Here is a 25,415-nt window from a genome sequence, read left to right on the forward strand (position 1 = left end):
GTCGCCCTTGCCGTGCCGGTGCTACCCGGCCGTACACTGGCTCAAGGTCTGGCACTCGGCCCGTGTGAGTGCCAGGGAGTAACGAGACGGCGGACGGCCGGACTGGAGGTGCGCGCCATGCTCAGTGAACGCAGGCTCGAAGTGCTGCGCGCCATCGTCCAGGACTATGTCGGGACCGAGGAGCCGGTCGGCTCCAAGGCGCTCACCGAGCGGCATCGGCTCGGGGTGTCCCCGGCCACGATCCGCAACGACATGGCAGCCCTGGAGGACGAGGGGTACATCGCCCAGCCGCACACCAGCGCCGGGCGGATCCCGACCGACAAGGGCTACCGCCTCTTCGTCGACAAGCTGGCCGGCGTCAAGCCGCTGTCCAGCCCCGAGCGGCGGGCGATCCAGAATTTCCTGGACGGTGCCGTCGACCTCGACGACGTGGTGGGCCGCACGGTCCGGCTGCTGGCGCAGCTGACCCGGCAGGTCGCGGTCGTGCAGTACCCGTCGCTGACCCGGTCCACGGTCCGGCACGTCGAGCTGCTGGCGCTCGCCCCGGCCCGCCTGATGCTCGTACTCATCACCGACACCGGACGGGTCGAGCAGCGGCTCATCGACTGCCAGGCCCCCTTTGCCGAGGGCTCCCTGGCGGACCTGCGGGCGCGGCTGAACAGCCGGGTGGTGGGCCGCCGTTTCACGGATGTGCCCCACTTGGTGCAGGATCTCCCGGAGTCCTTCGAGCAGGACGACCGCGGCACGGTCTCGACAGTGCTGTCGGTGTTGCTGGAGACTTTGGTGGAGGAGACCGAAGAACGGCTGATGATCGGCGGTACCGTCAATCTCACGCGCTTCGGACACGACTTCCCCCTGACCATCCGTCCGGTGCTTGAGGCGCTTGAGGAGCACGTGGTGATGCTCAAGCTCCTCGGCGAGGCCAAGGACTCGGGCATGACCGTACGCATCGGGCATGAGAATGCCCATGAGGGCCTGACGTCCACATCGGTCGTCACGGTCGGCTACGGTTCGGGCGACGAGGCAGTCGCCAAACTCGGCGTGGTCGGACCGACCCGCATGGACTACCCCGGAACGATGGGAGCGGTACGCGCAGTGGCACGTTACGTCGGACAAATCCTCGCGGAGTCGTAAGTGGCCACGGATTACTACTCGGTCCTCGGCATCGGCCGCGACGCCTCGCAGGACCAGATCAAGAAGGCTTTCCGGCGGCTGGCGCGCGAGCTGCACCCGGACGTGAACCCGGATCCCAAGACCCAGGAGCGGTTCAAGGAGATCAACGCCGCTTACGAGGTCCTGTCGGACCCGCAGAAGAAGCAGGTCTACGACCTCGGCGGGGACCCGCTCTCGCAGGCGGGCGGCGGCCAGGGCGCGGGCTTCGGCGCGGGCTTCGGCAACTTCTCCGACATCATGGACGCGTTCTTCGGCACCGCGTCGCAGCGCGGGCCGCGCTCGCGCACCCGCCGCGGCCAGGACGCCATGATCCGGCTCGACATCGAGCTGAACGAAGCGGCCTTCGGCACGACCAAGGACATCCAGGTCGACACCGCGGTCGTCTGCACCACCTGCAGTGGTGAGGGCGCGGCGCCGGGCACCTCGGCGCAGACCTGTGACATGTGCCGCGGCCGCGGTGAGGTCTCGCAGGTCACCCGGTCCTTCCTGGGCCAGGTCATGACCTCCCGCCCGTGCCCGCAGTGCCAGGGCTTCGGCACGGTCGTGCCGACCCCGTGCCACGAGTGCGCGGGCGACGGCCGGATCCGCTCCCGCCGCACGCTGACGGTCAAGATCCCGGCGGGGGTCGACAACGGCACCCGCATCCAGCTCGCCGGCGAGGGCGAGGTCGGCCCCGGTGGCGGCCCGGCCGGCGACCTCTACGTCGAGATCCACGAGCTGGCGCACCAGGTCTTCCAGCGGCGTGGCGACGATCTGCACTGCACGGTCACCATCCCGATGACGGCGGCGGCGCTGGGCACGAAGTGTCCGCTGGAGACGCTCGACGGGGTGGAGGAGATCGACGTCCGGCCCGGCACCCAGTCCGGCCAGTCGATCCCGCTGCACCAGCGCGGGGTGACCCATCTGCGGGGCGGTGGCCGCGGCGACCTGATCGTCCACGTCGAGGTGCAGACGCCCACCAAGCTCGACCCCGAGCAGGAGGAGCTGCTGCGCAGGCTCTCCAAGCTCCGCGGCGAGGAACGCCCCACGGGGCAGTTCCAGCCGGGGCAGCAGGGGCTGTTCTCGCGGCTGAAGGATGCCTTCAACGGGCGGTAGTCCGGGCGGCCGGGGGGCCGGGGGTGGCCCCCCGGGTGAGTGCGGTCAGCCGGGGCAGCAGGGGTTGTTCTCGCGGCTGAAGGATGCCTTCAACGGGCGGTAGTCCGGGCGGCCGGGGGGCCGGGGGTGGCCCCCCGGGTGAGTGCGGTCAGCCGGGGCAGCAGGGGCTGTTCTCGCGGCTGAAGGACGCCTTCAACGGGCGGTAGGCAGGCCCGCCCCGGTTCGGTGCGGTGCGGGGGGCGTGACACGATGTGCGCATGCCCACCGCACCAACCGATCTCTGCCGCTACCCGATCGTGCAGGCCCCGATGGCGGGCGGCGGTTCCGGACCCGACCTGGCCGCCGCCGTCTGCGGCGCCGGCGGTCTCGGCTTCCTCGCCGCCGGCTACAAGACCGCCGACGGGATGTACCAGGAGATCAAGCAGCTGCGGTCGATGACCGACCGGCCGTTCGGCGTCAATCTCTTCATGCCGCAGCCCTCGCTGGCCGACACCGCCGCCGTCGACGTCTACCGCGAACAGCTCGCGGGCGAGGCCGCCTGGTACGAGACCGAACTCGGTGACACCGACGGGCCCATCGACGACGGCTACGAGGCCAAGCTCGCGATCCTGCGCGAGGACCCGGTGCCGGTGGTGTCCTTCACCTTCGGCTGCCCGTCGCGCGCGGTGCTCGACGGCTTCGCCAAGGTCGGTACGTACACCGTGGTCACCGCCACCACCGCCGCCGAGGCGCAGGCCGCGCAGTGGTCGGGCGCGGACGCGGTGTGCGTGCAGGGCGTGGAGGCCGGCGGGCACCAGGGCACCCACCGGGACGATCCGCACGCGGACGGCACCGGTGCCGGGCTGGGGCTGCTGGCCCTGCTCGGCCAGGTACGGGAGGCCGTACAGATCCCGGTGATCGCCGCGGGCGGGCTGATGCGCGGGTCGCAGATCGCGGCGGTGCTGGCGGCCGGGGCGTCCATGGCGCAGCTGGGCACCGCCTTCCTCGCCACACCTGAGTCGGGCGCCAACCCGCTCCACAAGCAGGCGCTGACCAACCCCCTCTTCACGCATACGGAGTTGACCCGGGCGTTCTCCGGGCGGCCGGCCCGCGGGCTGGTGAACCGCTTCCTGCGGGAGCACGGCCCGTACGCCCCGGCCGCCTACCCCGCCGTGCACTACCTCACCTCCACCGTGCGCAAGGCCGCGGCCAAGGCCGGTGACGCGCAGGGGCTGAACCTGTGGGCGGGGCAGGGGCACCGACTGGCCCGGGAGATGCCCGCCGCGCAGCTCGTGGCGGTCCTCGCCGCCGAAGTGGACGCCGCACGCGCCGCGTTGGGCCGGACCGCCGACGGGGGCGCCGCATGACCGCCCCCGTCTTCCTCGTCGATTCGCTCGCGGACGTCCGCGCCGGCGCCACGGTGACCGTGGACGGGCCCGAGGGGCGGCACGCGGTGTCGGTGCGCCGGCTGCGGGTGGGCGAGGAGGTCGTGCTGACGGACGGCCGCGGCGCCGGGGCGCACGGCACCGTCGCCGGCGTCGAGGGCAAGGACCGGCTCACCGTCGCGGTCGCGGAGCTGCGCACCGAGGAGCCGCCGAACCCGACGATCACCGTCGTCCAGGCACTCCCCAAGGGTGACCGCGGCGAGCTGGCCGTGGAGACCATGACCGAGACCGGTGTGGACGCCATCGTGCCCTGGCCGGCGGCGCGTTGTGTGACTCAGTGGAAGGGCGAGCGGGCCGCCAAGGCGCTGGGCAAATGGCGCGCCACGGCCCGTGAGGCGGGCAAGCAGTCGCGTCGGCTGACCTTCCCCGAGGTGGCCGACCCCCTGACGACCAAGCAGGTGGCCGCGCTCCTCGCGGACGCCGACTTCGCGGCCGTCCTCCACGAGGAGGGCAGCACCCCGCTCGCCACCGCGGAACTCCCCGCCACCGGGCGCCTCGTGCTCGTCGTCGGCCCCGAGGGCGGTGTCTCCCCGGAGGAGCTCGCCACCTTCGCCGAGGCCGGCGCCAAGCCGTACCGCCTGGGGACGACCGTCCTGCGCACCTCCACGGCGGGCACCGCGGCCACGGCCCTGCTGCTGGGCCGCACCGGGCGCTGGAGCTAGGAGGGTCGCATTCCCCCTGCCTCCATGGCCCCCGCCGGTCTGCCGGACGCGGGCAGGAGGATCATGGCGGGCATGGCGAATTCCGCGGGGGCGAAGGCAGTGGTGATCGGGATCGCGACGCTCGGCGTGGCCGCGGCGCTGGCCGTGCTGGGGGTGTTCGGTCTCTTCGCGTGCATCCTGTTCGGCTGGGAGCCGTCGCTGCCCTAGCCGGCGGTCGGGGCGACGGGCCGCGCAGGGTGCGCCGACAGCCCGGAAGCTGCCGGCGCACCGCCGTTCCGCGCGGTGGCGGACGGCCGGGTCAGGCCAGCAGCTCGGCCGCCAGCGTGATGTTCTTGACGCCCGCCAGCGCCTGGCTCACCGGGCAGTTCTTCTTGGCGTCCTCGGCCGCGGCCTGGAACTCCTCCTCGGACAGGCCGGGGACCCGGGCCTTGACGGTCAGGGCGATGCCGGTGATGCCCTCACCGGGCTGGAAGGTCACGTCGGCCCGGGTGTCCAGGGCCTCGACGGTGTGGCCCTTGCCCGCCAGGCCGTGCGAGAAGGCCATGGAGTAGCAGGAGGAGTGGGCCGCCGCGATCAGCTCCTCGGGGCTGGTGACGCCGCCCGGCTGCTCCGCGCGGGCGGGCCAGTTCACGTCGTACGTACCGACCTTGGAGGACTCCAGGGCGACGGTGCCCTTGCCCTGGAGGAGGTTGCCCTCCCAGTGGGTGGTGGCGGTGCGCGTGGTTGCCATGGTGCATAACTCCCGATGGTGGGCGAAAACGATCACGGACCAGCTTAGTGATCCCGGGCCCCGCGTCCCGGCGGCCCGGCCCCCGCCCCGCCGTGGGTCGCCCCGCCGGTGGCGTGCCGCGCGCGGCGTACGGGTGGGGTGGGGCCGCGCCGCGTGCCGCCCGGTAGCATCCGAGGCCGTGCGCACCGTGCGTACGCGGATGACCCGGGAGGAGCCACCGGTGGCGGGAGAACCGCAGGCCGACTGCCTGTTCTGCAAGATCGTGGCGGGGGAGGTGCCGGCGACCATCGTCCGGGAGACCGACACCACCGTCGCGTTCCGCGACATCAATCCCCAGGCGCCGACGCACGTCCTGGTGATCCCCAAGGTGCACTACCCCGACGCCGCGTCCCTCGCCGCCGCCGAGCCGCAGGTGCTCGCCGACATACTGCGCGAGTCGCGCGAGGTCGCCGCCGAGGACAAGGTCGAGGACCGCGGCTACCGGGTCGTCTTCAACACCGGCGCCGGCGCGGGCCAGACCGTCTTCCACGCGCACCTGCACGTGCTCGGCGGCCGCGGCCTGCAGTGGCCGCCCGGGTAACCGACCGTGTCCGTACGTGAATTGGTGGTCCTCGGCACCGCGAGTCAGGTTCCCACGCGGCACCGCAACCACAACGGCTACCTGCTGCGCTGGGACGGCCAGGGGCTGCTGTTCGATCCGGGCGAGGGGACCCAGCGCCAGATGCTGCGCGCCGGGGTCGCCGCCCACGACCTCAACCGGATCTGCGTCACGCACTTCCACGGCGACCACTCGCTGGGCCTGGCCGGGGTGATCCAGCGGATCAACCTCGACCGGGTGCCGCACCCGGTCACCGCCCACTACCCGGCCAGCGGGGAGCGCTTCTTCGAGCGGCTGCGCTATGCCACCGCGTACCGGGAGACGGTCCGTCTGGTGCAGCGGCCGGTCGCCGTCGACGGCGAGCTGGAGCGCTCGGCGGCGTACGTCCTGGAGGCGCGCAAGCTCTCGCACCCGGTCGAGTCGTACGGCTACCGCCTCATCGAGCCGGACTCCCGCCGGATGCTGCCGGAGCGGCTGGCGGCGCACGGCATCGCCGGGCCGGACGTCGGGCGGCTGCAGCGGCTCGGCGAGCTGAACGGCGTCACCCTGGAGGAGGTGAGCGAGCAGCGCCCCGGCCAGCGCTTCGCGTTCGTCATGGACACCCGGCTGTGCCCCGGTGTGCACGCCCTCGCGGAGGGCGCCGACATGCTCGTCATCGAGTCGACGTTCCTGGACGAGGACGTCCAACTGGCCGTCGACCACGGCCATCTGACCGCGGGGCAGGCCGCGGAGGTGGCCGCGCGGGCGGGGGTGCGGCACCTGGTGCTGACGCACTTCTCGCAGCGGTACGACGACCCGGCGGAGTTCGAGCGGCAGGCGCGGGCGGCGGGCTTCACGGGCGAGCTGACCATCGCCAGGGACCTGATGCGGGTGCCGGTGCCCAAGCGGCGCTGAGCGCCCGGCGGAGGACGGCCCGCCGGGCGCCACGCCCCCTGCTCTACGGCAGGTAGTACATCGGGTTCGGCAGCTTGAAGGTCCGGTCCCCGGCCCCGCCGCTCAGATCGCTGTACTGGTCGCCGAAGTTGGCGACGATGTCGTAGCCGAGCGACTCGATGTGCTTGCGAGTGCCCGACTTGTACTCGATGGTCGTGCAGGTGGCACCGCAGGGCAGGTACGCCGGCGGGTGCTCCTTGTCCTTCAGGTAGACGTGGCGGCGGTCCAGCGCCACGTCGTAGCCGACGTTCTTGAGGTTGCGGACGCTCCAGTCGCGCTGCGCCTCCTTGCGGCCGGTGAGGAAGAAGACCTCGGCGCCCTTGTCGTGCGCCCAGTTGACGAGCCGGTTCATGCCGAAGACCGGGTCCATGTCGGTGCTCTCCAGGTACTTGTCCTGGCTCTCCGGGGTGAAGTGGAAGCCCACCTGGAGCTCGTAGTTGTAGGTGAGCAGGGTGGTGTCGTCCATGTCGAGGACGATGGCGGGCTTGGCCTTCTTGCCGCTCCGGGCGCTCTTGGCGAGGGCCTTGGTCAAGTAGGCGCGGGCCTTGGCCTCGATGCCGTGGACCTGGCGGGCGTAGTTGCTGCGCGGGGAGGCGTAGTGCTCGCCGTCGGCCGTGACCGTGTCGCCGTAGTACGCCTTGATCTTGTCCTGGACCTGGGTGAGGTTCGGGATCTCCTTGTCGGTGCGCGGCACGGAGTGTTCGGCGGTGGCCTGGCCGATGCCGAAGACGGCGGTGCCGGCCACGAGGGCGGCGACCGTCGCGGCGCCGAGACGGGCGCGACGGGAGAGGGCGGGACGGAAGCGATCGGGGCGCGGCATGCGCGGCTCCTTCGGGGGTGGCGCTAGTGGTCATCGGTAGGTTTAACAGAGCGTTATATCGCTATCTACGCGCGAAGATTCAACGATTGGCAAAGCCTCGCGGGTGAGCGGGGTGCGCACCCGGTGGGGTGGTGCGGCCGCGGCTCTTGACGGCCGGATCCCGTGATCCCTAGGCTCCAGCCGCATGCATGAACTCCATACGCATACAGGAACGTTGTCGTCCTCGTAGGAGCCTGCGGATGTCCGACCGTGCGAACGCCCTCGCTCTCGCCGAGGTCCGGCTCACCCCGGTCCTGGTGGCCGATCCACCCCTGCTGAACACCCAGGGCGTGCACCAGCCGTACACCCCCCGCCTGATCATCGAGGTGGTCACCGAGGGCGGTGTCACGGGACTCGGCGAGACGTACGGGGACGCCGGGTACCTGGAGTTGGCGAAGCCGTTGGCCGCGTCGCTGATCGGCCGGCCGGTCACGGACCTGAACGGGCTGCCCGCCCTCGCTGCCGAGGTCTGCGGGGACGTGGCCGCCGCGGCCGGCCCGGACGCGGTGGACGTCGGCGGGCTGCGCGGCGTCCGGACCGCCGACAAGCTGCGGCTCTCGGTCCTCTCCGGTTTCGAGGTCGCCTGCCTGGACGCCTGGGGAAAGGCCGTCGGACTGCCCGTCCACGCCCTGCTCGGCGGCAAGGTCCGCGACGCGGTGGAGTACAGCGCCTACCTCTTCCACCGCTGGGCCGCGCACCCGGGCGGCCGGGGCGAGCGCGACGACTGGGGCGCGGCGCTCGACCCGGCCGGAGTCGTCGCCCAGGCCCGCCGGTTCGCCGACACCTACGGCTTCACGTCCTTCAAGCTCAAGGGCGGGGTGTTCGAGCCGGCGCGGGAGGTCGCGACGATCAGGGCGCTGGCCGAGGCGTTCCCCGGCCGGCCGCTGCGGCTGGACCCCAACGGCGCCTGGAGCGTGCCGACCGCGCTCGCGGTCGCGGAGGAGCTGGGGGACGTCCTGGAGTACCTGGAGGACCCGGTGAGCGGCACGGCCCGCATGGCGGAGGTGGCGGCCGCGCTGGGCGGTACGGGGCCCGGCGGGGCGCGGCTGCCGCTGGCCACCAACATGTGCGTGACCACCTTCGACGAGATCGCCGAGGCGTTCACCCGGGATGCCGTCCAGATCGTGCTCTCCGACCACCACTACTGGGGCGGGCTGCGCGCGACCCGTGAACTCGCCGCCGTCTGCGCCGCGTTCGGCGTCGGGGTGGCCATGCACTCCAACACCCACCTCGGCATCAGCCTCGCCGCGATGACCCAGGTCGCGGCGACGCTGCCCGGTCTCCGGTACGCCTGCGACAGTCATTACCCCTGGCAGACCGAGGACGTCCTCACCGAGCGGCTCACCTTCCACGACGGCCGGGTGGCGGTCGGCGACGCCCCCGGACTCGGCGTGGAGCTCGACCGCGACCGGCTCGCCGTGCTGCACCGCCGGTGGCTGGCCGACGACGGCACCCTGCGGGACCGCGACGACGTCGCGGCGATGCGGCACGCCGACCCCGGCTGGACCGCCCCCGCCGTCCCGCGCTGGTGACCGGCCGGCCGCCCGTGCGGGCGATCCGGTACCGGGCCCGGGCCGGTGATCACGGACCCGGCCGAGGTCCTGTGCCAGGTCGCCCGGCACGCGTACGGTGAGGCACGGCTCAGTGGCGGTGCGCCACAGTGGTCCCGTACGTGATCTTTGAAAGGGGCTGTTCCGATGGCACAGGAAGTGCGCGGCGTGATCGCGCCGGGGAAGAACGAACCGGTGCGGGTGGAGACGATCCTGGTACCGGATCCGGGCCCCGGCGAGGCCGTGGTGAAGGTCCAGGCGTGCGGGGTGTGCCACACCGATCTGCACTACAAGCAGGGCGGCATCAACGACGAGTTCCCGTTCCTGCTCGGGCACGAGGCGTCCGGCGTCGTGGAGTCGGTCGGTGCGGGGGTCACGGAGATCGCGCCCGGTGACTTCGTCGTCCTCAACTGGCGGGCGGTGTGCGGCCAGTGCCGGGCCTGCCGGCGCGGCCGCCCGCAGTACTGCTTCGACACGCACAACGCCGAGCAGCGGATGACGCTGAAGGACGGCACCGAGCTGACCCCCGCGCTCGGCATCGGTGCCTTCGCCGACAAGACGCTGGTCGCCGCCGGGCAGTGCACCAAGGTCGACCCGGAGGTGTCGCCCGCGGTGGCGGGTCTGCTGGGCTGCGGGGTGATGGCGGGCATCGGCGCCGCCCTCAACACCGGCGGGGTGGGGCGCGGCGACGCGGTCGCGGTGATCGGCTGCGGCGGTGTCGGTGACGCGGCCGTGGTCGGCTCGTACCTGGCCGGCGCGTCCAAGATCATTGCCGTGGACGTCGACGACCGCAAGCTGACCACCGCGCGCTCCATGGGCGCCACCCACACCGTCAACTCCCGCACCACCGACCCCGTCGAGGCGATCCGCGAACTGACCGGCGGCTTCGGCGCGGACGTCGTCATCGACGCGGTCGGCCGGCCCGAGACGTACCGGCAGGCGTTCTACGCCCGCGACCTCGCCGGCACCGTCGTCCTGGTGGGCGTGCCCACCCCCGAGATGACCCTGGAACTGCCCCTGCTGGACGTCTTCGGCCGCGGCGGCGCCCTCAAGTCCTCCTGGTACGGCGACTGTCTGCCGTCCCGCGACTTCCCGATGCTCGTCGACCTGCACCAGCAGGGCCGGATCGACCTCGCCGCGTTCGTCACCGAGACCATCGGCATCGACGACGTGGAGAAGGCGTTCGAGCGGATGCACGCCGGCGACGTCCTGCGTTCGGTGGTGACGTTCTGATGGCGGCCCGCATCGACCACCTGGTCACCTCCGGCACCTTCTCCCTCGACGGCGGCACCTGGGACGTCGACAACAACGTCTGGATCGTCGGCAACGACGACGAGGCGATCGTCATCGACGCCGCCCACGACGCCGACGCCATCCTCACGGCCCTGGGCGGCCGGACGCTGCGCGCGATCATCTGCACCCACGCGCACAACGACCACATCGACGCCGCCCCGGCGCTGGCCTCCCGTACCGGCGCCCGGATCCATCTGCACCCCGCCGACCTGCCGCTGTGGAAGATGACCCACCCGGACACCGCGCCGGACGCGGAGCTGGCGGACGGCCAGGTGCTGACCATCGCGGGGACCGACCTGCGGGTGCTGCACACACCCGGCCACGCGCCGGGCGCGGTCTGCCTGCACGCGCCCGAGCTGGGGGCCGTCTTCACCGGCGACACGCTCTTCCAGGGCGGCCCGGGCGCCACCGGACGGTCGTTCTCCGACTTCCCGACGATCGTCGGGTCGATCCGGGAGCGGTTGCTGACCTTGCCGCCCGGGACGCGGGTGCTGACCGGTCACGGCGACCCGACGACGATCGGCGCGGAGGCCCCGCACCTCGACGAGTGGATCGCCCGCGGCCACTGATCGCCCCGGGGCGGACCCGTCACGCCTCCTCGGCCGCCCGCTGGAGGATGCGGGCGGCCACCGCGGGGGAGTCCACCAGCGGATGCAGCGCCAGCGCCCGCAGCGCCGCGCCCCGGTCCTTGAACAGGGCCGCCTCGACGGCCGCCCGCTCCACCGCCTTGACCTGGAGCATCAGCCCCAACTGGTCCTCGCGCAGCGGCGCGCAGGGCAGCGGCCGGGCGCCGCGCGCGGTCACCTCGCACACCGTCTCCACGATCGCGTCCGGCGCCAGCTGCGGCACCGTCGTCCCGTTGCGGACGTTGAGGATCAGCCGGGTCCCGCTGTCGCCCACGATGGCGTGCATCAGCGCCAGCGCCACCCGGTCGTAGCCGCCGCCCTCCAGGTCGTGGCTGTCGCGCTGCCAGCCGCCGCTGGCCTCCCGGCTGTGCGCCATGTACGTCTCCTCGCGCTCCAGCCGGGTCCGCTCCCACAGCGCGTAGGCCGCGTCCGGGCCGCCGGCCGCCGCGGCCCGTTCGAAGAAGCCGCCCTGCTGCTGGTCGAGGAACTCGCCGCGGGTCTCCGGGGTGTCGCGCACCGAATCGAGCGTCTCGCGGCGGAAGTAGTAGTAGTGCAGGTACTCGTTGGGGAGCGCGCCGAGGGTGCGCAGCCACTCGGCGCCGAACAGCCGGCCCTCCTCGAAGGAGCCCAGCGCGGTGTCGTCGGCGAGCAGCCGCGGCAGCAGTTCGGCGCCGTCCAGCGTCAACGACCGCAGCCAGCCGAGGTGGTTGAGCCCGACGTAGTCGTAGCCGAGCCGGCCGCTCGCGAAGGCCGCCGGGTCCGCGCCGGCCGCCCGCGCCGCCCGGCGCACCAGCCCCACGGGGGAGTCGCAGATCCCGATGACGCGGTCGCCGAGCACCTGCGACATCGCCTCGGTGACCATGCCCGCCGGATTGGTGAAGTTGATGACCCAGGCGCCGGGGGCGACCCGGGCGACCCGTTCGGCGATGTCCACCGCGACCGGGATGGTCCGCAGGCCGTAGAGGACCCCGCCCGCGCCGACCGTCTCCTGGCCGAGCACGCCCTCGGCGAGCGGGATCCGCTCGTCGCGGATCCGGCCGGCCGTACCACCCACCCGTATCGCGGAGAAGACGAAGTCGGCGCCGGTCAGCGCCTCGTCCAGACCGTGGGCGACCCGTACCGGCACCGGCGCCCGGTGGCCGTGCGCCAGCCGCGTCAGCACCTCGGCGATCACCCCCACCCGGCGGGCGTCGGTGTCGTGCAGCACCACCTCGGAGACGGATCCCGCCGGGTCGTCCAGCAGTGCGCGGTAGACCAGCGGCACCCGGAAGCCGCCCCCGCCGAGAATCGTGAGCCTCATGGGGCGGAACGTACCGCAGCATCAGGCACACTGGCGGCACGTGCCGATATGAGAGGGGCGTGCACGGTGAGCAGCCGACGGGATGTCCATCCGCCCACGGGCCCGGCCGCCGTGCCACCGGCCCTCGACCCGCTGGCGGCCGTGCGCGCCGACGGCGATCCGCGCACCGATGTCTACCTCACCGGCACGGTCTTCCTGGACATCATCTTCACCGGCCTGGACTCCGCGCCGGTCCGCGGCACCGAGTCCTGGGCCCGCGGCATGGGCTCCAGCCCCGGCGGCGTCGCCAACATGGCCACCGCGCTGGCCCGGCTGGGGCTGCGCACCTCCCTCGCCGCGGCGTTCGGCGACGACAAGTACGGGGAGTACTGCTGGGAGGCACTCGAAGACGGCGAGGGCATCGACCTGTCCCTCTCCCGCACCGTCCCGGGCTGGCACTCCCCGGTGACCGTCTCCATGGCGTACGAGGGCGAACGCACGATGGTGTCGCACGGCCACGAGGCGCCGCCGCCGGACTTCGTCTTCGACGGCCGGCACGCGCCGGGCTGCCCGCCGCCGTCCCGCGCCTGCGTCGCCTCGCTGGTGCCGGGGCGCCGGGAGGGCTGGCTGGGCTGCGCGGCCGGCCGCGGCAGCCGCCTCTTCGCGGACGTGGGCTGGGACGACAGCGGCCGCTGGGACCCGGCCGACCTCGCCGACCTGGAGCACTGCGAGGCGTTCCTGCCCAACGCCGAGGAGGCGATGCGCTACATGCGGACGGACTGCCCGCGCGCGGCCGCCCGCAAGCTCGCCGACCTGGTCCCGCTCGCGGTCGTCACGCTCGGCTCGGAGGGCGCCTACGCGGTGGACGGGCGGACCGGGGAGACCGCCGAGGTGCCCGCGATCGCGGTGCAGGAACTGGACCCGACGGGCGCCGGCGACGTCTTCGTCGCCGGGTTCGTGACCGGCACGCTGGCCGACTGGCCACTCGCCGAGCGGCTGGCCTTCGCGGGGCTGAGCGCCGCGCTGTCGGTGCAGGAATTCGGCGGTTCGCTCTCCGCGCCGGGCTGGGCGGAGATCGCGGCCTGGTGGCAGCAGGTGCGGACGTACGAGGCGGGTGCGCCGGGCGCGCTGCGCCGCCAGTACGCGTTCCTGGACGAGGTGCTGCCGGCGGCCTACCGCCCCGCCCCGCGGGCCCGCGCCGTCCCCACGCTCGGCTTCCGCCGGGCCTGAGGGACCTCCCGCGCCCGCGGTGACGGCCGGCCCGTCCGGGGGGCGCGGAAAAGCCCTCGGGCTTGTCGGTGCCCCGTCGTACCCTGGTAGCGCAAGGAGTCCGTGCAGGCAGGCACCTTTGAGGGGCACCTCTTATGAGCGAAGGACGGGGTTGAGCAGGCCACTGGGCCACCCTATGACTCAGACACCCATGCAGCCGCAGGCGAGCGCACAGTTCACCGTCCCGGCCAAGCACCCGATGGTGACGGTCCTGGGCTCCGGAGACTCGCTACTGCGTGTGATCGAAAGAGCTTTCCCGGCGACCGACATCCACGTCCGGGGCAACGAAGTCAGCGCGGTCGGCGACGCCCGCGAAGTCGCTCTCATCCAGCGCCTTTTCGACGAGATGATGCTGGTGCTCCGCACCGGACAACCGATGACGGAGGACGCAGTGGAACGCTCCATCGCCATGCTGCGCGCGGCGGAGGACGGCGAGGGCGCGGTGAGCGAGACGCCCGCCGAGGTGCTCACCCAGAACATCCTGTCCAACCGCGGGCGCACGATCCGGCCCAAGACGCTGAACCAGAAGCGCTATGTCGACGCCATCGACAAGCACACCGTCGTCTTCGGGATCGGCCCGGCGGGTACCGGCAAGACGTACCTGGCCATGGCGAAGGCCGTGCAGGCGCTGCAGGCCAAGCAGGTCAACCGGATCATCCTGACCCGGCCCGCGGTCGAGGCCGGCGAGCGGCTGGGCTTCCTGCCCGGCACCCTCTACGAGAAGATCGACCCGTATCTGCGTCCGCTCTACGACGCGCTGCACGACATGCTCGACCCCGACTCCATCCCGCGCCTGATGGCCGCGGGCACGATCGAGGTCGCGCCGCTGGCGTACATGCGCGGCCGGACGCTCAACGACGCGTTCATCATCCTCGACGAGGCACAGAACACGAACCCCGAGCAGATGAAGATGTTCCTCACCCGCCTCGGGTTCGAATCCAAGATCGTCGTCACCGGCGACGTCACCCAGGTCGACCTGCCGGGCAGCACGAAGAGCGGTCTGCGCCAGGTCCGGGACATCCTGGACGGCGTCGACGACGTGCACTTCTCCCTGCTCACGAGCCAGGACGTGGTCCGCCACAAGCTCGTCGGCCGTATTGTCGACGCCTACGAGAAGTACGACAGCCGCAACGGCCAGTGAGCCCGAGCACCGCGCGATCAAGAAGCGAGAAGCAACTCCCCTCATGTCCATCGACGTGAACAACGAGTCCGGCACGGACGTCGACGAGCAGGCGATCCTCGACATCGCCCGCTACGCCCTGGCCCGGATGCGTATCCACCCGCTCTCCGAGCTGTCCGTCATCGTCGTGGACGACGAGGCCATGGAGCAGCTCCACCTGCAGTGGATGGACCTGCCGGGTCCGACCGATGTCATGTCCTTCCCGATGGACGAGCTGCGTCCGCCGGCCAAGGACGACGAGGAGCCCCCGCAGGGGCTCCTCGGTGACATCGTGCTGTGCCCCGAGGTCGCCAAGAAGCAGGGTGAGGAGGCGCCGACGGGACACAGCATGGACGAGGAGCTCCAGCTGCTGACCGTCCACGGCGTGCTCCACCTCCTCGGCTACGACCACGAGGAGCCGGACGAGAAGGCCGAGATGTTCGGGCTCCAGGCGGCGATCGTCGACGGCTGGCGCACGGAGCGGGGCCTGACCGGCCCCTCGCCGGCCCCGACCGTCACCTGACGGGCGCCCGCGATGACCACCCAGCTGATCGCCGTCGCGGTCCTGCTCATCGTGATCGCCTGGCTGGCCGCCTGCGCGGAGGCCGGCCTGGCGCGTACCACGAGCTTCCGGGCCGAGGAGGCGGTCCGCTCCGGGCGGCGGGGCAGCGCCAAGCTCGCCCAGGTCGCCGCCGACCCCACCCGCTACCTCAACGTGGCGCTGCTGGTGCGGGTCGGCTGCGAGATGGCGGCCGGCGCGCTGGTCACCTATGCCTGCCTGCGCTCCTTCGACAAGACCTGGCAGGCGCTGACCGTCGCCATCGCCGTGATGGTGCTGGTCTCCTACGTGGCCGTCGGGGTCTCCCCGCGGACGATCGGCCGCCAGCACCCGCTGAACACCGCCACCGCCGCGGCGTACGTCCTGCTGCCGCTGGCCCGCGTCATGGGCCCGATCCCGCAGCTGCTGATCCTCATCGGCAACGCCCTCACGCCCGGCAAGGGCTTCCGCAAGGGCCCGTTCGCCTCCGAGGCGGAGCTGCGTTCGCTGGTCGACCTCGCGGAGAAGGAGTCGCTGATCGAGGACGAGGAGCGCCGTATGGTGCACTCCGTCTTCCAGCTCGGCGACACCCTGGTGCGCGAGGTGATGGTGCCGCGTACGGACCTGGTCGCCGTCGAGCGTTTCAAGACCATCCGCCAGGCGCTGACCCTTGCCCTGCGCTCCGGCTTCTCCCGCATTCCGGTGACCGGCGAGAACGAGGACGACATCGTCGGCGTGGTCTACCTCAAGGACCTCGCCCGCAAGGTGCACATCAGCCGCGACGCCGAGACCGAGCTGGTCTCCACGGCCATGCGGCCCGCCGTCTTCGTGCCCGACACGAAGAATGCCGGTGATCTGCTGCGGGAAATGCAGCAGGACCGCAATCATGTCGCCGTGGTCATCGACGAATACGGCGGCACCGCCGGAATCGTCACCATCGAGGACATCCTCGAAGAGATCGTCGGCGAGATCACCGATGAATACGACCGGGAATTGCCGCCGGTCGAGGATCTCGGTGACGACCGTTATCGCGTCACCGCCCGCCTCGATATCGGTGACCTGGGCGAGCTCTACGGGCTGGCCGAGCTGGACGACGAGGACGTCGAAACGGTCGGCGGACTGCTGGCCAAGCTGCTGGGCCGGGTGCCGATCGCCGGTGCCACCGCCGAGGTCGATGTCGCCGAGTACGCCGCCGACTCCGGGCTGACGGCGCTCAGGCTGACCGCCGAATCCCCGGCCGGCCGCCGGAACAAGATCGTCACGGTGGTCTGCGAGCCGGTCCGCCCGGCGGACGCGGGCGAGCCCGCGGAACTCTCCGCGTAGTCCCGGCGCACACCGGAACCACCGACCTGCCGCACACCGCGGGAAAACGCCTGCGGTGGTGCGCCGGGCCACTCATCTCCAGTGCACCGGAAATGTTCTGCAAGCCATTTCCGGTGGGGCTGGATTCTGCCCGGCGCACCGTGGAAAGATCTTCGGGCGGTTGCCGAAAGGCGGCCGCCACGCGTGGGGAAATCGTCCGAGAAATCTTGCCACGCGGGTTGCCCCGGCCACGGGGGACCGGGGCAGCCATCCCTCCCCGGCGCCGGAGACGGGCGCCGGGCGATCCCGCTACGGCCGTCGCGGGGGCGGCGCATATGCTCGCCGGTATGACCGATGCCGCACCGCTGGACCCCGAAGACCGCAAGATCGTCACGCTCGCGCGCTCGGCGCGGGCCCGCAACGGCGTGCCCGAGGGTGCTGCCGTCCGCGACGAGACCGGCCGCACCTACGTCGCCGGCACCGTCGCCCTGGAATCGTTGCAGCTCAGCGCGTTGCAGACGGCCGTCGCCATGGCCGTCGCCAGCGGTGCCACCTCCCTGGAGGCCGCGGCCGTGGTCACCGAGGCCGAGGAGGCCAGCGACGCGGACCGCGCGGCCGTACGGGACCTCGGCGGCCCCGCGACGCCCGTCCTGGTCGCCGGCCTCGACGGCACCGTGCGCACCACGGGCCCCGCGGGCGAGGCGTAGGACCCGGGCCCCGTGCGGGGCCCCGGCGGAGGGGACTCGGGAGCGGGCGTCGCCCGGCGTGGTCGGAGCGGCGCCCGGCATCGGGGAGAATGGGCGCCATGAGCGTTCGTACAGAGTCCTCCGCCCCGCACCGCGCCGGCTTCGCATGCTTCGTCGGGCGCCCCAACGCAGGCAAGTCCACCCTGACGAACGCTCTCGTCGGCACGAAGGTGGCCATCACCTCCAACCGCCCGCAGACCACCCGGCACACGGTGCGCGGCATCGTGCACCGCCCCGAGGCCCAGCTGGTCCTCGTCGACACCCCCGGTCTGCACAAGCCGCGCACGCTGCTCGGCGAACGCCTCAACGACGTGGTCCGCACCACGTGGTCGGAGGTCGACGTCATCGGCTTCTGTCTGCCCGCCGACCAGAAGATCGGCCCCGGCGACCGCTACATCGCCGCCGAGCTGGCCGACATCAAGAAGACCCCCAAGATCGCCATCGTCACCAAGACCGACCTGGTCGACTCCAAGGCGCTGGCCGCCCAGCTGATCGCGATCGACCAGCTCGGCAAGGAGCTGGGCATCGAGTGGGCCGAGATCATCCCGGTCTCGGCGGTCGGCGACGCCCAGGTGTCGCTGCTGGCCGACCTGCTCGTGCCGCTCCTGCCCGAGGGCCCGGCGCTCTACCCGGAGGGCGACCTCACCGACGAGCCCGAGCAGGTCATGGTCGCCGAGCTGATCCGGGAGGCCGCGCTGGAGGGCGTCCGCGACGAACTGCCGCACTCCATCGCCGTGGTGGTCGAGGAGATGCTCCCGCGCGAGGACCGCCCGGCCGACAAGCCGCTGCTGGACATCCACGCCAACGTCTACATCGAGCGGCCCAGCCAGAAGGGCATCATCATCGGCCCGAAGGGCAAGCGGCTCAAGGAGGTCGGGACCAAGTCCCGCAAGCACATCGAGGCACTGCTCGGCACGCCGGTCTTCCTCGATCTGCACGTCAAGGTGGCGAAGGACTGGCAGCGCGATCCCAAGCAGCTGCGGAAGCTGGGCTTCTGAGCCGGGCGCGGGGCGGCGTCACGCCACCCCGCGGATCCGCCGCACCAGCAACGCCCCCACCAGCCCGATCGCGGCCGCCACGGCGTACAGCACCCGGTAGCCGCCGAGGTGGTGCACGAGCGGCGCGGCCAGCGCCGGGGCGGCCACCTGCGGCAGCGCGTTGGCGATGTTGATGACGCCGAGGTCCTTGGCGCGGTCCGCGGCGGCCGGCAGCACCTCCGTCATCAGCGCCAGGTCGACGGAGGTGAAGACCCCGAACCCGACCCCGAGCAGTGCCGCGGCGCACAGCGCCCCCGTCCAGGTCTGCCAGCCGGCCAGCAGCCCGGTCGCCGCCGCCATGATCACCCCGGCGCCCAGGACGAACGGTTTGCGCCGCCCGGTCCGGTCCGACCAGATCCCGCCCACGACGACGGTGCCCAGCAGCGTGACCCCGTTGAGAGCGGTCAGGATCAGCACCCCGCCGCCCGGGTCCGGCCGCCGGAGCACGTCCCGCAGGTAGTACAGCAGGTACAGCAGCGCCAGCGCGTTGCCCAGGTTGATCAGGAACCGGGTCAGCCAGGCCCAGGCCAGGTCGGGATGGCGGCGCGGGCTGATCCACAGCCCGCGCAGCACGGCCGCCGGGCGGGCCGCGGGCCGCCGCCCGGCCGGCAGCACCAGGTCCCGGTGCAGCACGTACGGGAGCGCCCCCAGCACCGTGCAGGCGGCGCAGGCCAGGTAGCCGCCGGCCACGCCGCCGCCGGCCGTCGCCAGCCCCGTCCCGGCCACCGCGCCCAGGACCTGCGCGGCCCCCAGCCAGCCGCCCACCGAGCCCCGCTGGCCGGGCGGCACCCGGTCCGGCAACGCCGCGGTGACCGCCGCGAACGCCGCGTTGAGCGTGAGCTGCACGCCGCACCAGCCCACCGCCATCGCCGCCACGCTCCGCGCCCCCGCGAGCAGCACGAGGGCCACCGCCCCGCCCGCGACCCCCGCGACGATCCACGGCGTCCGCCGCCCCAGCCGCGAGGTCGTACGGTCCGACAGCGCCCCGAACAACGGGTTGGCGATCATCGAGACGGCGGCTCCCGCCCCGGTCACCCACGCCAGCACCGTCTCCTTGGCGGTGCCCGCCGGTGCCAGCTCCGCCGCCTGCAGTGCCAGCAGGATCTGGATCGGCCCGTACCACCCGACCCAGATCGCCCCGTTCGCCAGCGACAACGAGGCGGTCCACGCCCGCCCCACCCGCTCCGACGGCTCCGCGAGCGCCGCCGGAGCGGCCGTCCCGCTCATCCCCGTGCCTTGCCGGCCTGTTCCCTCAGCACGTTGTGCAGCCAGCGGTACGAGGACTTCGGGGTGCGCGCCTGCGTCCCGTAGTCCACGTGCACCAGCCCGAACCGCCGGGCGTAGCCCTCCGCCCACTCGAAGTTGTCCAGCAGCGACCACACGAAGTACCCGCGCACGTCCACCCCGGCCGCCATGGCCGCGTGCAGCGCCCGCAGGTGCCCGTCCAGGAACGCGATCCGCTCCTGGTCGTCGAGCCCCTCGTACGAGCAGCCGTTCTCGGTGATGACGACGGGCGGCAGCCGCTCCCCGTACCGCTCCCGGAAGCCGGTGAGCAGCTCCGTCAGGGCTTCGGGGACCACCGGCCAGCCGAAGTCGGTCACCGGGTAGCCGTCGATCTTCCGGACGGAGAAGGGGAGTTCGGCGGGCAGCGTCAGCCCGGAGAACTCGCTCTCGGTGCCCTCGGGCGCACCCACCTTCGTCGGCTGGTAGTAGTTGATGCCGTACCAGTCGAGGGGTTCCGCGATCACCTTCAGGTCGGACTCGACGTCGCCCGGCAGCAGTGCGGCGATGCCGTCGGGGTAGCGGCCCAGCAGCAGCGGGTCGGCGAAAAGGCGGTTGAGGAGCACGTCGTAGAAGTCGGCGGCCTCGACGTCCTCCGGTCGGCCGGACGCCGGCCAGGTGGGGCCGTGCGAGTTGGCGATGCCGATGTCCGTGGCGCCGCCCGCGCGCAGCGCCCGCACCGCGAGACCGTGCGCCAGGAGCTGGTGGTGGGCCACCGGGAGCGCGTCGAACAGCAGCGTCCGGCCGGGTGCGTGGGCGCCCAGCGCATGGCCCAACAGGGTGTGTTCCGCGGGCTCGTTGAGGGTGATCCAGCGGTCCACGCGGTCGCCGAGCCGGTCGGCCACCCGCGCCGCGTGGTCGGCGAACCGGGCCGCGGTGTCCCGCTCCAGCCAGTCCAGACCCAGCGGCAGGTCCCAGTGGAAGAGCGTCGGCACCGGCCGCACGCCCGCCGCGCACAGCTCGTCGACCAGCCGGTCGTAGAAGTCGAGGCCGCCCTCGTGGGTCACCCGGGGCCAGGAGACGGAGAAGCGGTACGCGTCCACGCCCAGGTCACGCAGCAGGGCCACGTCCTCGCGGTAGCGGTGGTAGTGGTCGCAGGCCACCTCCGCCGTCGAGCCGTCCTTCACCCGGCCGGGCTCGGCCGTGAACGCGTCCCAGACCGACGCGTCACGTTTGTCGACGGCCCCCTCGATCTGGTGGGCCGAGGTGGAAACGCCCCAGAGAAAACCGGGCGGGAACGCGGGCAGCGGGTTCGTCACCATGGGCGGGAGCTTTGTAACCGCCGGTAACTCTGTCAAGGGGTACGGCACGCTCCGGCCCCGCCCCCAGCGTTCCGGAGCCGCTACGACCCTTCCTTCAGCACCTTCGTGATCAAGGTCCGTTGTTCGTCCGTGAGGCGCGGGTCCGAGCAGTAGACGGTCCGGCCGTCGACGGTGATCTGGTAGCTGAAGCCGTCGGGGACACCGACCGGGGGCTCGGTGCGGGCGGTGGCCACGGCCTGCTTGGCCAGCTCCTGCCAGTCGGCGGCGTCGGGACGGTCTGCGGTGTCGACCTCGGCGCGGCGGTCGATGGCGGCGAAACCGCCGGTGCGATGGACATGAATGCGCATAACGGGCTCCTCCGACGTCCTGCGACGGACTCCTACCCCGGATGGGGGCCCGTATGGACAGCGGAACGGGCCCCGTACGGACACGGTAGGCACGGGTGGGGCGGGCGCGCTTGCCGGACGCCCCCGCCCCGGTTGTGCCGCCGGGCGTCACTTCGGGTTGATGCCGACCTGGGTCCACGCCTTCACCACGGCCTCGTGCTCGTCGCCGGCGCCGAAGCGGGCCTGCGCGGCTTTGAGCGTGAGCTTGGCGAAGTCCGCGAACTGGGCGTTCTTGGGAAGCTGGCCGCCGGTCAGCACGTCGTACCAGACCTGCCCGGCGCGCTCCCAGGCTTTGCCGCCGAGGGCGCTCGCGACCAGGTAGAAGGCGTGGTTGGGGATGCCGGAATTGATGTGCACGCCGCCGTTGTCGTCGGTGGTGCGGACATAGCCCTTCATCGTCGCGGGCTGCGGGTCCTTGCCGAGGACGTCGTCGTCGTACGCCGTCCCGGGGGCCTTCATGGAGCGCAGGGCGGTGCCGGTGACGTTCGGGCCGAGCAGGTCGGCGCCGATCAGCCAGTCGGCCCGGTCGGCGGTCTGGCCGAGGGCGTACTGCTTGATCAGGCTGCCGAAGACGTCGGAGAGCGACTCGTTGAGGGCCCCGGACTGGTCCTGGTAGTCGAGGTTGGCGGTGTACTGGGTGACGCCGTGGGTCAGCTCGTGGCCGATGACGTCGACGGGGATGGTGAAGTCCCGGAAGAGGTCGTTGTCCCCGTCGCCGAAGACCATCCGCTCGCCGTCCCAGAAGGCGTTGTCGTACTTCTGGCCGTAGTGCACGGTCGCGTTGAGCGGCAGGCCGGCGCCGTCGATGGACTTGCGGCCGTACACCTTGAGGTAGAGCTCGAAGGTCGCGCCCAGGCCCGCGTGCGCGCGGTTGACCGACGCGTCCTTGGACGGGCTGTCGGACTCGGCGTGCACCTTGGTGCCGGGCAGGTTCTCCTGGTGGCCGGCGTCGTAGATCGTGCGGTTCGGCTTGTCCGCGTCGGCGCCGGGCTCCCCGGGGGTGCGGCCCTCGGCGGCGATCGCCCGGCGCTGGGTGCGCCGGGCGTGGTCGTGCTCCAGGGTGCGGCGGGCCGGCTCGTGCCGGGCCGGGTCGTCCGACTGCGCCAGGTTGTCGAGGATGTGCGGCGGGATGATCGTGCAGAAGACCGGGTGGTCGGGGGTGCGGGGGGCGGCGGATTCACGATCTGCGGTGTTGAGGTCCATGGACAAACGGTGGCACTGTGTAGTGCCGGTGTCACTGCCCGCGGTGGAGATTCCCGAATTTGTGTGGTTCGTCGCATTTGATGCCGAACGCCGGTCTCGGTCCCGCATACTGATACGCACCCGCCACTCAGGCCGGACCTCAGCTAGGGTGCTGTGCATCATGCGTTTCGGGCTGCTTCTCCTTAGCTGCCGCGGCGAGGGCCTGTAGTCGTAGGCCGACCCCCTCCCCGCGGAGTTCGGTGTTGCGATCCTTCGCCCCGTCGGCCGTGCCTCCCCCCGCGGACACACGAGGAGCCCTACGCACCATGACGAATCCGTCGAGCCCCGCAGCCAACGCCGTCGGTCGCCGTACGCCGCTCACCAACGCCACCCAGCTGCAGCGTCCCTCCGGGATGCCGATCCACAAGTACGGCCGCTACGAGGCCGTCGACATCCCCGACCGCACCTGGCCGGACAACCGGATCACCGCGGCGCCCCGCTGGCTGTCCACCGACCTCCGCGACGGCAACCAGGCGCTGATCGACCCCATGTCGCCGGCCCGTAAGCGCGCGATGTTCGACCTGCTGGTACGTATGGGCTACAAGGAGATCGAGGTCGGGTTCCCCTCCTCCGGCGAGACCGACTTCGCCTTCGTCCGCTCGATCATCGAAGAGGGCGCGATCCCGGAGGACGTCACCATCTCGGTGCTGACCCAGGCCCGCGAGGAGCTCATCGAGCGGACCGTGGAATCGCTGCGCGGCGCCCACCGCGCCACCGTCCACCTGTACAACGCCACCGCGCCGGTCTTCCGCCGGGTCGTCTTCCGCGGCTCGAAGGACCAGGTCAAGCAGATCGCGGTGGACGGCACCCGGCTGGTCATGGAGTACGCCGACAAGCTGCTGGGCGACGACACGATCTTCGGCTACCAGTACTCGCCGGAGATCTTCACCGACACCGAGCTGGACTTCGCGCTGGAGGTCTGCGAGGGCGTGATGGACGTCTGGCAGCCGGAGGACGGCCGCGAGATCATCCTCAACCTGCCGGCCACGGTGGAGCGTTCGACGCCGTCGACGCACGCCGACCGCTTCGAGTGGATGAGCCGCAACCTGTCCCGACGCGAGCACGTCTGCCTGTCCGTCCACCCGCACAACGACCGCGGTACGGCCGTGGCCGCCGCCGAACTGGCGATCATGGCGGGCGCGGACCGCATCGAGGGCTGCCTGTTCGGCCAGGGCGAGCGCACCGGCAACGTCGACCTGGTGACGCTGGGCATGAACCTCTTCTCCCAGGGCGTCGACCCGCAGATCGACTTCTCGCAGATCGACGAGATCCGTCGGACGAGCGAGTACTGCAACCAGATGGAGGTCCACCCGCGCCACCCCTACGCGGGCGACCTGGTCTACACCGCCTTCTCCGGCTCCCACCAGGACGCCATCAAGAAGGGCTTCGACGCCATGCAGGCCGAGGCGGCCGCGGCCGGCAAGACCGTCGACGACATCGAGTGGGCGGTGCCGTACCTGCCCATCGACCCCAAGGACGTCGGCCGCTCCTACGAGGCCGTCATCCGCGTCAACTCGCAGTCCGGCAAGGGCGGTATCGCCTACGTCCTGAAGAACGACCACAAGCTGGACCTGCCGCGCCGGATGCAGATCGAGTTCTCCCGGATCATCCAGGAGAAGACCGACGCCGAGGGCGGCGAGGTCACCCCGGCCGCGATCTGGTCCGCCTTCCAGGACGAGTACCTGCCCAACCCCGAGAACCCGTGGGGCCGCATCCAGGTCAAGAACGGGCAGACCACGACGGACCGGGACGGCATCGACTCGCTCACTGTCGAAGCGGTGGTCGACGGCCAGGACACCGTCCTGACGGGCTCCGGCAACGGTCCGATCTCCGCGTTCTTCGACGCGCTCCAGGGCGTCGGCGTCGACGTCCGCCTGCTGGACTACCAGGAGCACACCATGAGCGAGGGTGCCTCCGCGCAGGCCGCCTCGTACATCGAGTGCGCGATCGACGACAAGGTCCTGTGGGGCATCGGCATCGACGCGAACACCACCCGCGCCTCGCTGAAGGCGGTCGTCTCCGCGGTCAACCGCGCGGGCCGCTGACCCCGTTGTAGTGCGCTTCCGCGCCCCCGTCGCCCACCCCGGGCGACGGGGGCGCCGGCGTGTGCGCCCGGGAGACCTCCCCCGGGAGGGCGGAGCTCCGGCAGGGTCCGGCCAGTTGTCCGATACGAGCTGCTGACGCCGCATCACTCATGTGGCTAACATCACGTCCAATGCGGCGACGGAGCCGGAGCGTATGGAGGACTGACGCGATGCACAAGATGTGTGTGATGGGCGTGCGCACGTCCTGGCGTACCGTCGCCGACGGCGAGTTCTTCTGTCCCGATTGCGGCGGGGACCGCAACTACCTCCGCCGCAGCGGCACCCGCCGCTTCACCGTCCTCGGCGTCCCGCTGCTGTCCCGCGGCGTCACCGGCCCGGTCCTGGAGTGCTCCGCGTGTCACGGCCACTTCGGCCTGGACGCCCTCGACCACCCCACCACCGTCCGCTTCTCCGCGATGCTGCGGGACGCCGTGCACACCGTCACGCTCGCCCTGCTGGCCGCCGGCGGCACGTCCTCCCGCGCGGTCCGCGACCGCGCCGTCGACGCGGTGCGCGCGGCCGGTTTCGCGGACTGCTCCGAGGACCAGCTGCTCACCCTCCTCGCCGCGCTCGCCGCCGACACCGGCCGGCTCACCGGCACCTACGACGCGGTCACCGGCGGCCACTGCGGCCACGCCGGGCTCGACCCGTGCGGCACCGCGCTGGCCATAGAGCTCCACGAGTCGCTGGAGCCGCTCGCGCCCCACCTCGCCCCCGCGGGCCGGGAATCGCTGCTCCTCCAGGGCGCCCGGATCGCCCTCGCCGACGGCTCCTACCTCCCCGCGGAACGCGAGGTCCTGACCACGGTCGGCAGCGCGCTGATGCTGCGCCCGGCCGAGACCCGCCGCCTGCTGGCGGCCGCTGCCGGTACGCCGTCCTGAGCGCGG

The 25,415-nt window shown here is 72.1% G+C and carries 25 protein-coding genes; 18 read left to right on the top strand and 7 right to left on the bottom strand.

Features of this window, described 5'->3' with window-relative positions:
* Nucleotides 1-117: 117 nt before the first annotated feature.
* The 5 genes from hrcA (at nt 118) to SL103_RS39175 (ending at nt 4,561) form a co-directional block, all read left to right on the top strand.
* Nucleotides 118-1,134, top strand: a complete 1,017-nt coding sequence (gene hrcA / locus SL103_RS06290; RefSeq protein ID WP_069567765.1) for a heat-inducible transcriptional repressor HrcA — start codon at nt 118-120, stop codon at nt 1,132-1,134.
* On the top strand, nt 1,135-2,268 hold the full coding sequence (gene dnaJ, locus SL103_RS06295; protein ID WP_069567766.1) for a molecular chaperone DnaJ: 1,134 nt from the start codon (nt 1,135-1,137) through the stop codon (nt 2,266-2,268).
* Nucleotides 2,269-2,525: 257 nt separating this feature from the next.
* Nucleotides 2,526-3,614 carry a nitronate monooxygenase gene (locus SL103_RS06300; RefSeq protein ID WP_069567767.1) on the top strand — a complete coding sequence of 363 codons (1,089 nt, stop codon included), beginning with the start codon at nt 2,526-2,528 and terminating at the stop codon, nt 3,612-3,614.
* Nucleotides 3,611-4,354: a 16S rRNA (uracil(1498)-N(3))-methyltransferase gene (locus SL103_RS06305; RefSeq protein WP_069567768.1), complete on the top strand. Its 744-nt coding sequence runs from the start codon at nt 3,611-3,613 to the stop codon at nt 4,352-4,354. Before SL103_RS06300 ends, SL103_RS06305 begins: the two co-directional genes overlap by 4 nt.
* A 72-nt stretch (nt 4,355-4,426) precedes the next feature.
* Nucleotides 4,427-4,561, top strand: coding sequence for a hypothetical protein (locus SL103_RS39175; RefSeq protein WP_279631137.1), 135 nt, complete (start codon nt 4,427-4,429; stop codon nt 4,559-4,561).
* Between the two features lie 91 nt (nt 4,562-4,652).
* Here SL103_RS39175 and SL103_RS06315 read toward each other — a convergent pair whose 3' ends face one another.
* The gene (locus SL103_RS06315) at nt 4,653-5,084 is read right to left on the bottom strand and encodes an OsmC family protein (RefSeq protein ID WP_069567770.1); all 432 of its coding nucleotides are present in this window, start codon (nt 5,082-5,084) and stop codon (nt 4,653-4,655) included.
* A gap of 220 nt (nt 5,085-5,304) precedes the next feature.
* Between SL103_RS06315 and SL103_RS06320 the strand changes: the two genes are divergently transcribed.
* Together SL103_RS06320 and SL103_RS06325 are read left to right on the top strand one after the other, a co-directional pair.
* Nucleotides 5,305-5,664, top strand: coding sequence for a histidine triad nucleotide-binding protein (locus SL103_RS06320; RefSeq protein ID WP_069567771.1), 360 nt, complete (start codon nt 5,305-5,307; stop codon nt 5,662-5,664).
* 6 nt (nt 5,665-5,670) lie between these two features.
* On the top strand, nt 5,671-6,576 hold the full coding sequence (locus tag SL103_RS06325) for a ribonuclease Z (protein ID WP_069567772.1): 906 nt from the start codon (nt 5,671-5,673) through the stop codon (nt 6,574-6,576).
* Between the two features lie 43 nt (nt 6,577-6,619).
* Here the strand turns inward: SL103_RS06325 and SL103_RS06330 are convergent, their stop codons facing one another.
* The gene (locus SL103_RS06330; protein ID WP_069567773.1) at nt 6,620-7,435 is read right to left on the bottom strand and encodes an HAD family acid phosphatase; all 816 of its coding nucleotides are present in this window, start codon (nt 7,433-7,435) and stop codon (nt 6,620-6,622) included.
* Nucleotides 7,436-7,674: 239 nt separating this feature from the next.
* Between SL103_RS06330 and SL103_RS06335 the strand changes: the two genes are divergently transcribed.
* From SL103_RS06335 to SL103_RS06345, 3 genes are all read left to right on the top strand, one after another.
* Nucleotides 7,675-9,006, top strand: a complete 1,332-nt coding sequence (locus tag SL103_RS06335) for an enolase C-terminal domain-like protein (RefSeq protein WP_069567774.1) — start codon at nt 7,675-7,677, stop codon at nt 9,004-9,006.
* A 165-nt stretch (nt 9,007-9,171) separates the two neighbouring features.
* Nucleotides 9,172-10,257, top strand: coding sequence for an S-(hydroxymethyl)mycothiol dehydrogenase (locus tag SL103_RS06340; protein ID WP_069567775.1), 1,086 nt, complete (start codon nt 9,172-9,174; stop codon nt 10,255-10,257).
* Entirely contained in the window at nt 10,257-10,886 is a 630-nt protein-coding gene (locus tag SL103_RS06345) for an MBL fold metallo-hydrolase (protein ID WP_033265627.1), read from the top strand. The genes SL103_RS06340 and SL103_RS06345 overlap by 1 nt, the downstream gene beginning before the upstream one ends.
* A gap of 19 nt (nt 10,887-10,905) precedes the next feature.
* Here SL103_RS06345 and SL103_RS06350 read toward each other — a convergent pair whose 3' ends face one another.
* A complete protein-coding gene (locus tag SL103_RS06350) occupies nt 10,906-12,243 on the bottom strand; it encodes a 6-phospho-beta-glucosidase (RefSeq protein ID WP_069567776.1) in 1,338 nt (445 codons plus the stop codon).
* 48 nt (nt 12,244-12,291) lie between these two features.
* Here SL103_RS06350 and SL103_RS06355 point away from each other — a divergent pair, with 48 nt between their 5' ends.
* The 6 genes from SL103_RS06355 (at nt 12,292) to era (ending at nt 18,234) form a co-directional block, all read left to right on the top strand.
* Nucleotides 12,292-13,452, top strand: a complete 1,161-nt coding sequence (locus SL103_RS06355) for a carbohydrate kinase family protein (RefSeq protein WP_069567777.1) — start codon at nt 12,292-12,294, stop codon at nt 13,450-13,452.
* A gap of 175 nt (nt 13,453-13,627) precedes the next feature.
* Nucleotides 13,628-14,632, top strand: a complete 1,005-nt coding sequence (locus SL103_RS06360) for a PhoH family protein (RefSeq protein WP_033265624.1) — start codon at nt 13,628-13,630, stop codon at nt 14,630-14,632.
* Between the two features lie 43 nt (nt 14,633-14,675).
* A complete protein-coding gene (gene ybeY / locus SL103_RS06365; protein ID WP_069567778.1) occupies nt 14,676-15,173 on the top strand; it encodes an rRNA maturation RNase YbeY in 498 nt (165 codons plus the stop codon).
* A gap of 12 nt (nt 15,174-15,185) precedes the next feature.
* Entirely contained in the window at nt 15,186-16,511 is a 1,326-nt protein-coding gene (locus tag SL103_RS06370; protein WP_069567779.1) for a hemolysin family protein, read from the top strand.
* 326 nt (nt 16,512-16,837) lie between these two features.
* Nucleotides 16,838-17,197, top strand: a complete 360-nt coding sequence (locus SL103_RS06375; protein ID WP_069573468.1) for a cytidine deaminase — start codon at nt 16,838-16,840, stop codon at nt 17,195-17,197.
* Nucleotides 17,198-17,286: 89 nt separating this feature from the next.
* The gene (gene era, locus SL103_RS06380) at nt 17,287-18,234 is read left to right on the top strand and encodes a GTPase Era (RefSeq protein WP_397735334.1); all 948 of its coding nucleotides are present in this window, start codon (nt 17,287-17,289) and stop codon (nt 18,232-18,234) included.
* Nucleotides 18,235-18,252: 18 nt separating this feature from the next.
* Here the strand turns inward: era and SL103_RS06385 are convergent, their stop codons facing one another.
* The 4 genes from SL103_RS06385 to SL103_RS06400 all read right to left on the bottom strand — a co-directional run bounded on the left by SL103_RS06385 (nt 18,253) and on the right by SL103_RS06400 (nt 22,405).
* A complete protein-coding gene (locus SL103_RS06385; RefSeq protein ID WP_069567781.1) occupies nt 18,253-19,500 on the bottom strand; it encodes an MFS transporter in 1,248 nt (415 codons plus the stop codon).
* Nucleotides 19,497-20,816, bottom strand: coding sequence for a GH1 family beta-glucosidase (locus SL103_RS06390; protein WP_069567782.1), 1,320 nt, complete (start codon nt 20,814-20,816; stop codon nt 19,497-19,499). Before SL103_RS06390 ends, SL103_RS06385 begins: the two co-directional genes overlap by 4 nt.
* 80 nt (nt 20,817-20,896) lie before the next feature.
* A complete protein-coding gene (locus SL103_RS06395) occupies nt 20,897-21,163 on the bottom strand; it encodes a protealysin inhibitor emfourin (protein WP_069567783.1) in 267 nt (88 codons plus the stop codon).
* A gap of 147 nt (nt 21,164-21,310) precedes the next feature.
* Complete coding sequence (locus SL103_RS06400; protein ID WP_069567784.1) at nt 21,311-22,405, bottom strand: M4 family metallopeptidase; 1,095 nt, start codon at nt 22,403-22,405, stop codon at nt 21,311-21,313.
* Nucleotides 22,406-22,710: 305 nt separating this feature from the next.
* Between SL103_RS06400 and leuA the strand changes: the two genes are divergently transcribed.
* Together leuA and SL103_RS06410 are read left to right on the top strand one after the other, a co-directional pair.
* Nucleotides 22,711-24,489, top strand: a complete 1,779-nt coding sequence (gene leuA / locus SL103_RS06405) for a 2-isopropylmalate synthase (RefSeq protein ID WP_069567785.1) — start codon at nt 22,711-22,713, stop codon at nt 24,487-24,489.
* Between the two features lie 209 nt (nt 24,490-24,698).
* Complete coding sequence (locus tag SL103_RS06410) at nt 24,699-25,409, top strand: TerB family tellurite resistance protein (protein ID WP_069567786.1); 711 nt, start codon at nt 24,699-24,701, stop codon at nt 25,407-25,409.
* Nucleotides 25,410-25,415 lie beyond the last annotated feature (6 nt).

This window comes from Streptomyces lydicus (assembly GCF_001729485.1).
GTDB lineage: Bacteria > Actinomycetota > Actinomycetes > Streptomycetales > Streptomycetaceae > Streptomyces > Streptomyces lydicus_D.

Excerpts from the sequence above, each read along its gene's own strand:
- hrcA (WP_069567765.1), top strand. The coding sequence starts at position 118 with ATGCTCAGTGAACGCAGGCTCGAAGTGCTGCGCGCCATCGTCCAGGAC.
- SL103_RS06300 (WP_069567767.1), top strand. The coding sequence starts at position 2,526 with ATGCCCACCGCACCAACCGATCTCTGCCGCTACCCGATCGTGCAGGCC.
- SL103_RS06305 (WP_069567768.1), top strand. The coding sequence starts at position 3,611 with ATGACCGCCCCCGTCTTCCTCGTCGATTCGCTCGCGGACGTCCGCGCC.
- SL103_RS39175 (WP_279631137.1), top strand. The coding sequence starts at position 4,427 with ATGGCGAATTCCGCGGGGGCGAAGGCAGTGGTGATCGGGATCGCGACG.
- SL103_RS06315 (WP_069567770.1), bottom strand. The coding sequence starts at position 5,084 with ATGGCAACCACGCGCACCGCCACCACCCACTGGGAGGGCAACCTCCTC.
- SL103_RS06330 (WP_069567773.1), bottom strand. The coding sequence starts at position 7,435 with ATGCCGCGCCCCGATCGCTTCCGTCCCGCCCTCTCCCGTCGCGCCCGT.
- SL103_RS06335 (WP_069567774.1), top strand. The coding sequence starts at position 7,675 with ATGTCCGACCGTGCGAACGCCCTCGCTCTCGCCGAGGTCCGGCTCACC.
- SL103_RS06340 (WP_069567775.1), top strand. The coding sequence starts at position 9,172 with ATGGCACAGGAAGTGCGCGGCGTGATCGCGCCGGGGAAGAACGAACCG.
- SL103_RS06345 (WP_033265627.1), top strand. The coding sequence starts at position 10,257 with ATGGCGGCCCGCATCGACCACCTGGTCACCTCCGGCACCTTCTCCCTC.
- SL103_RS06350 (WP_069567776.1), bottom strand. The coding sequence starts at position 12,243 with ATGAGGCTCACGATTCTCGGCGGGGGCGGCTTCCGGGTGCCGCTGGTC.
- SL103_RS06355 (WP_069567777.1), top strand. The coding sequence starts at position 12,292 with ATGAGAGGGGCGTGCACGGTGAGCAGCCGACGGGATGTCCATCCGCCC.
- SL103_RS06360 (WP_033265624.1), top strand. The coding sequence starts at position 13,628 with ATGACTCAGACACCCATGCAGCCGCAGGCGAGCGCACAGTTCACCGTC.
- ybeY (WP_069567778.1), top strand. The coding sequence starts at position 14,676 with ATGTCCATCGACGTGAACAACGAGTCCGGCACGGACGTCGACGAGCAG.
- SL103_RS06370 (WP_069567779.1), top strand. The coding sequence starts at position 15,186 with ATGACCACCCAGCTGATCGCCGTCGCGGTCCTGCTCATCGTGATCGCC.
- SL103_RS06375 (WP_069573468.1), top strand. The coding sequence starts at position 16,838 with ATGACCGATGCCGCACCGCTGGACCCCGAAGACCGCAAGATCGTCACG.
- era (WP_397735334.1), top strand. The coding sequence starts at position 17,287 with ATGGGCGCCATGAGCGTTCGTACAGAGTCCTCCGCCCCGCACCGCGCC.
- SL103_RS06385 (WP_069567781.1), bottom strand. The coding sequence starts at position 19,500 with ATGAGCGGGACGGCCGCTCCGGCGGCGCTCGCGGAGCCGTCGGAGCGG.
- SL103_RS06390 (WP_069567782.1), bottom strand. The coding sequence starts at position 20,816 with ATGGTGACGAACCCGCTGCCCGCGTTCCCGCCCGGTTTTCTCTGGGGC.
- SL103_RS06395 (WP_069567783.1), bottom strand. The coding sequence starts at position 21,163 with ATGCGCATTCATGTCCATCGCACCGGCGGTTTCGCCGCCATCGACCGC.
- SL103_RS06400 (WP_069567784.1), bottom strand. The coding sequence starts at position 22,405 with ATGGACCTCAACACCGCAGATCGTGAATCCGCCGCCCCCCGCACCCCC.
- leuA (WP_069567785.1), top strand. The coding sequence starts at position 22,711 with ATGACGAATCCGTCGAGCCCCGCAGCCAACGCCGTCGGTCGCCGTACG.
- SL103_RS06410 (WP_069567786.1), top strand. The coding sequence starts at position 24,699 with ATGCACAAGATGTGTGTGATGGGCGTGCGCACGTCCTGGCGTACCGTC.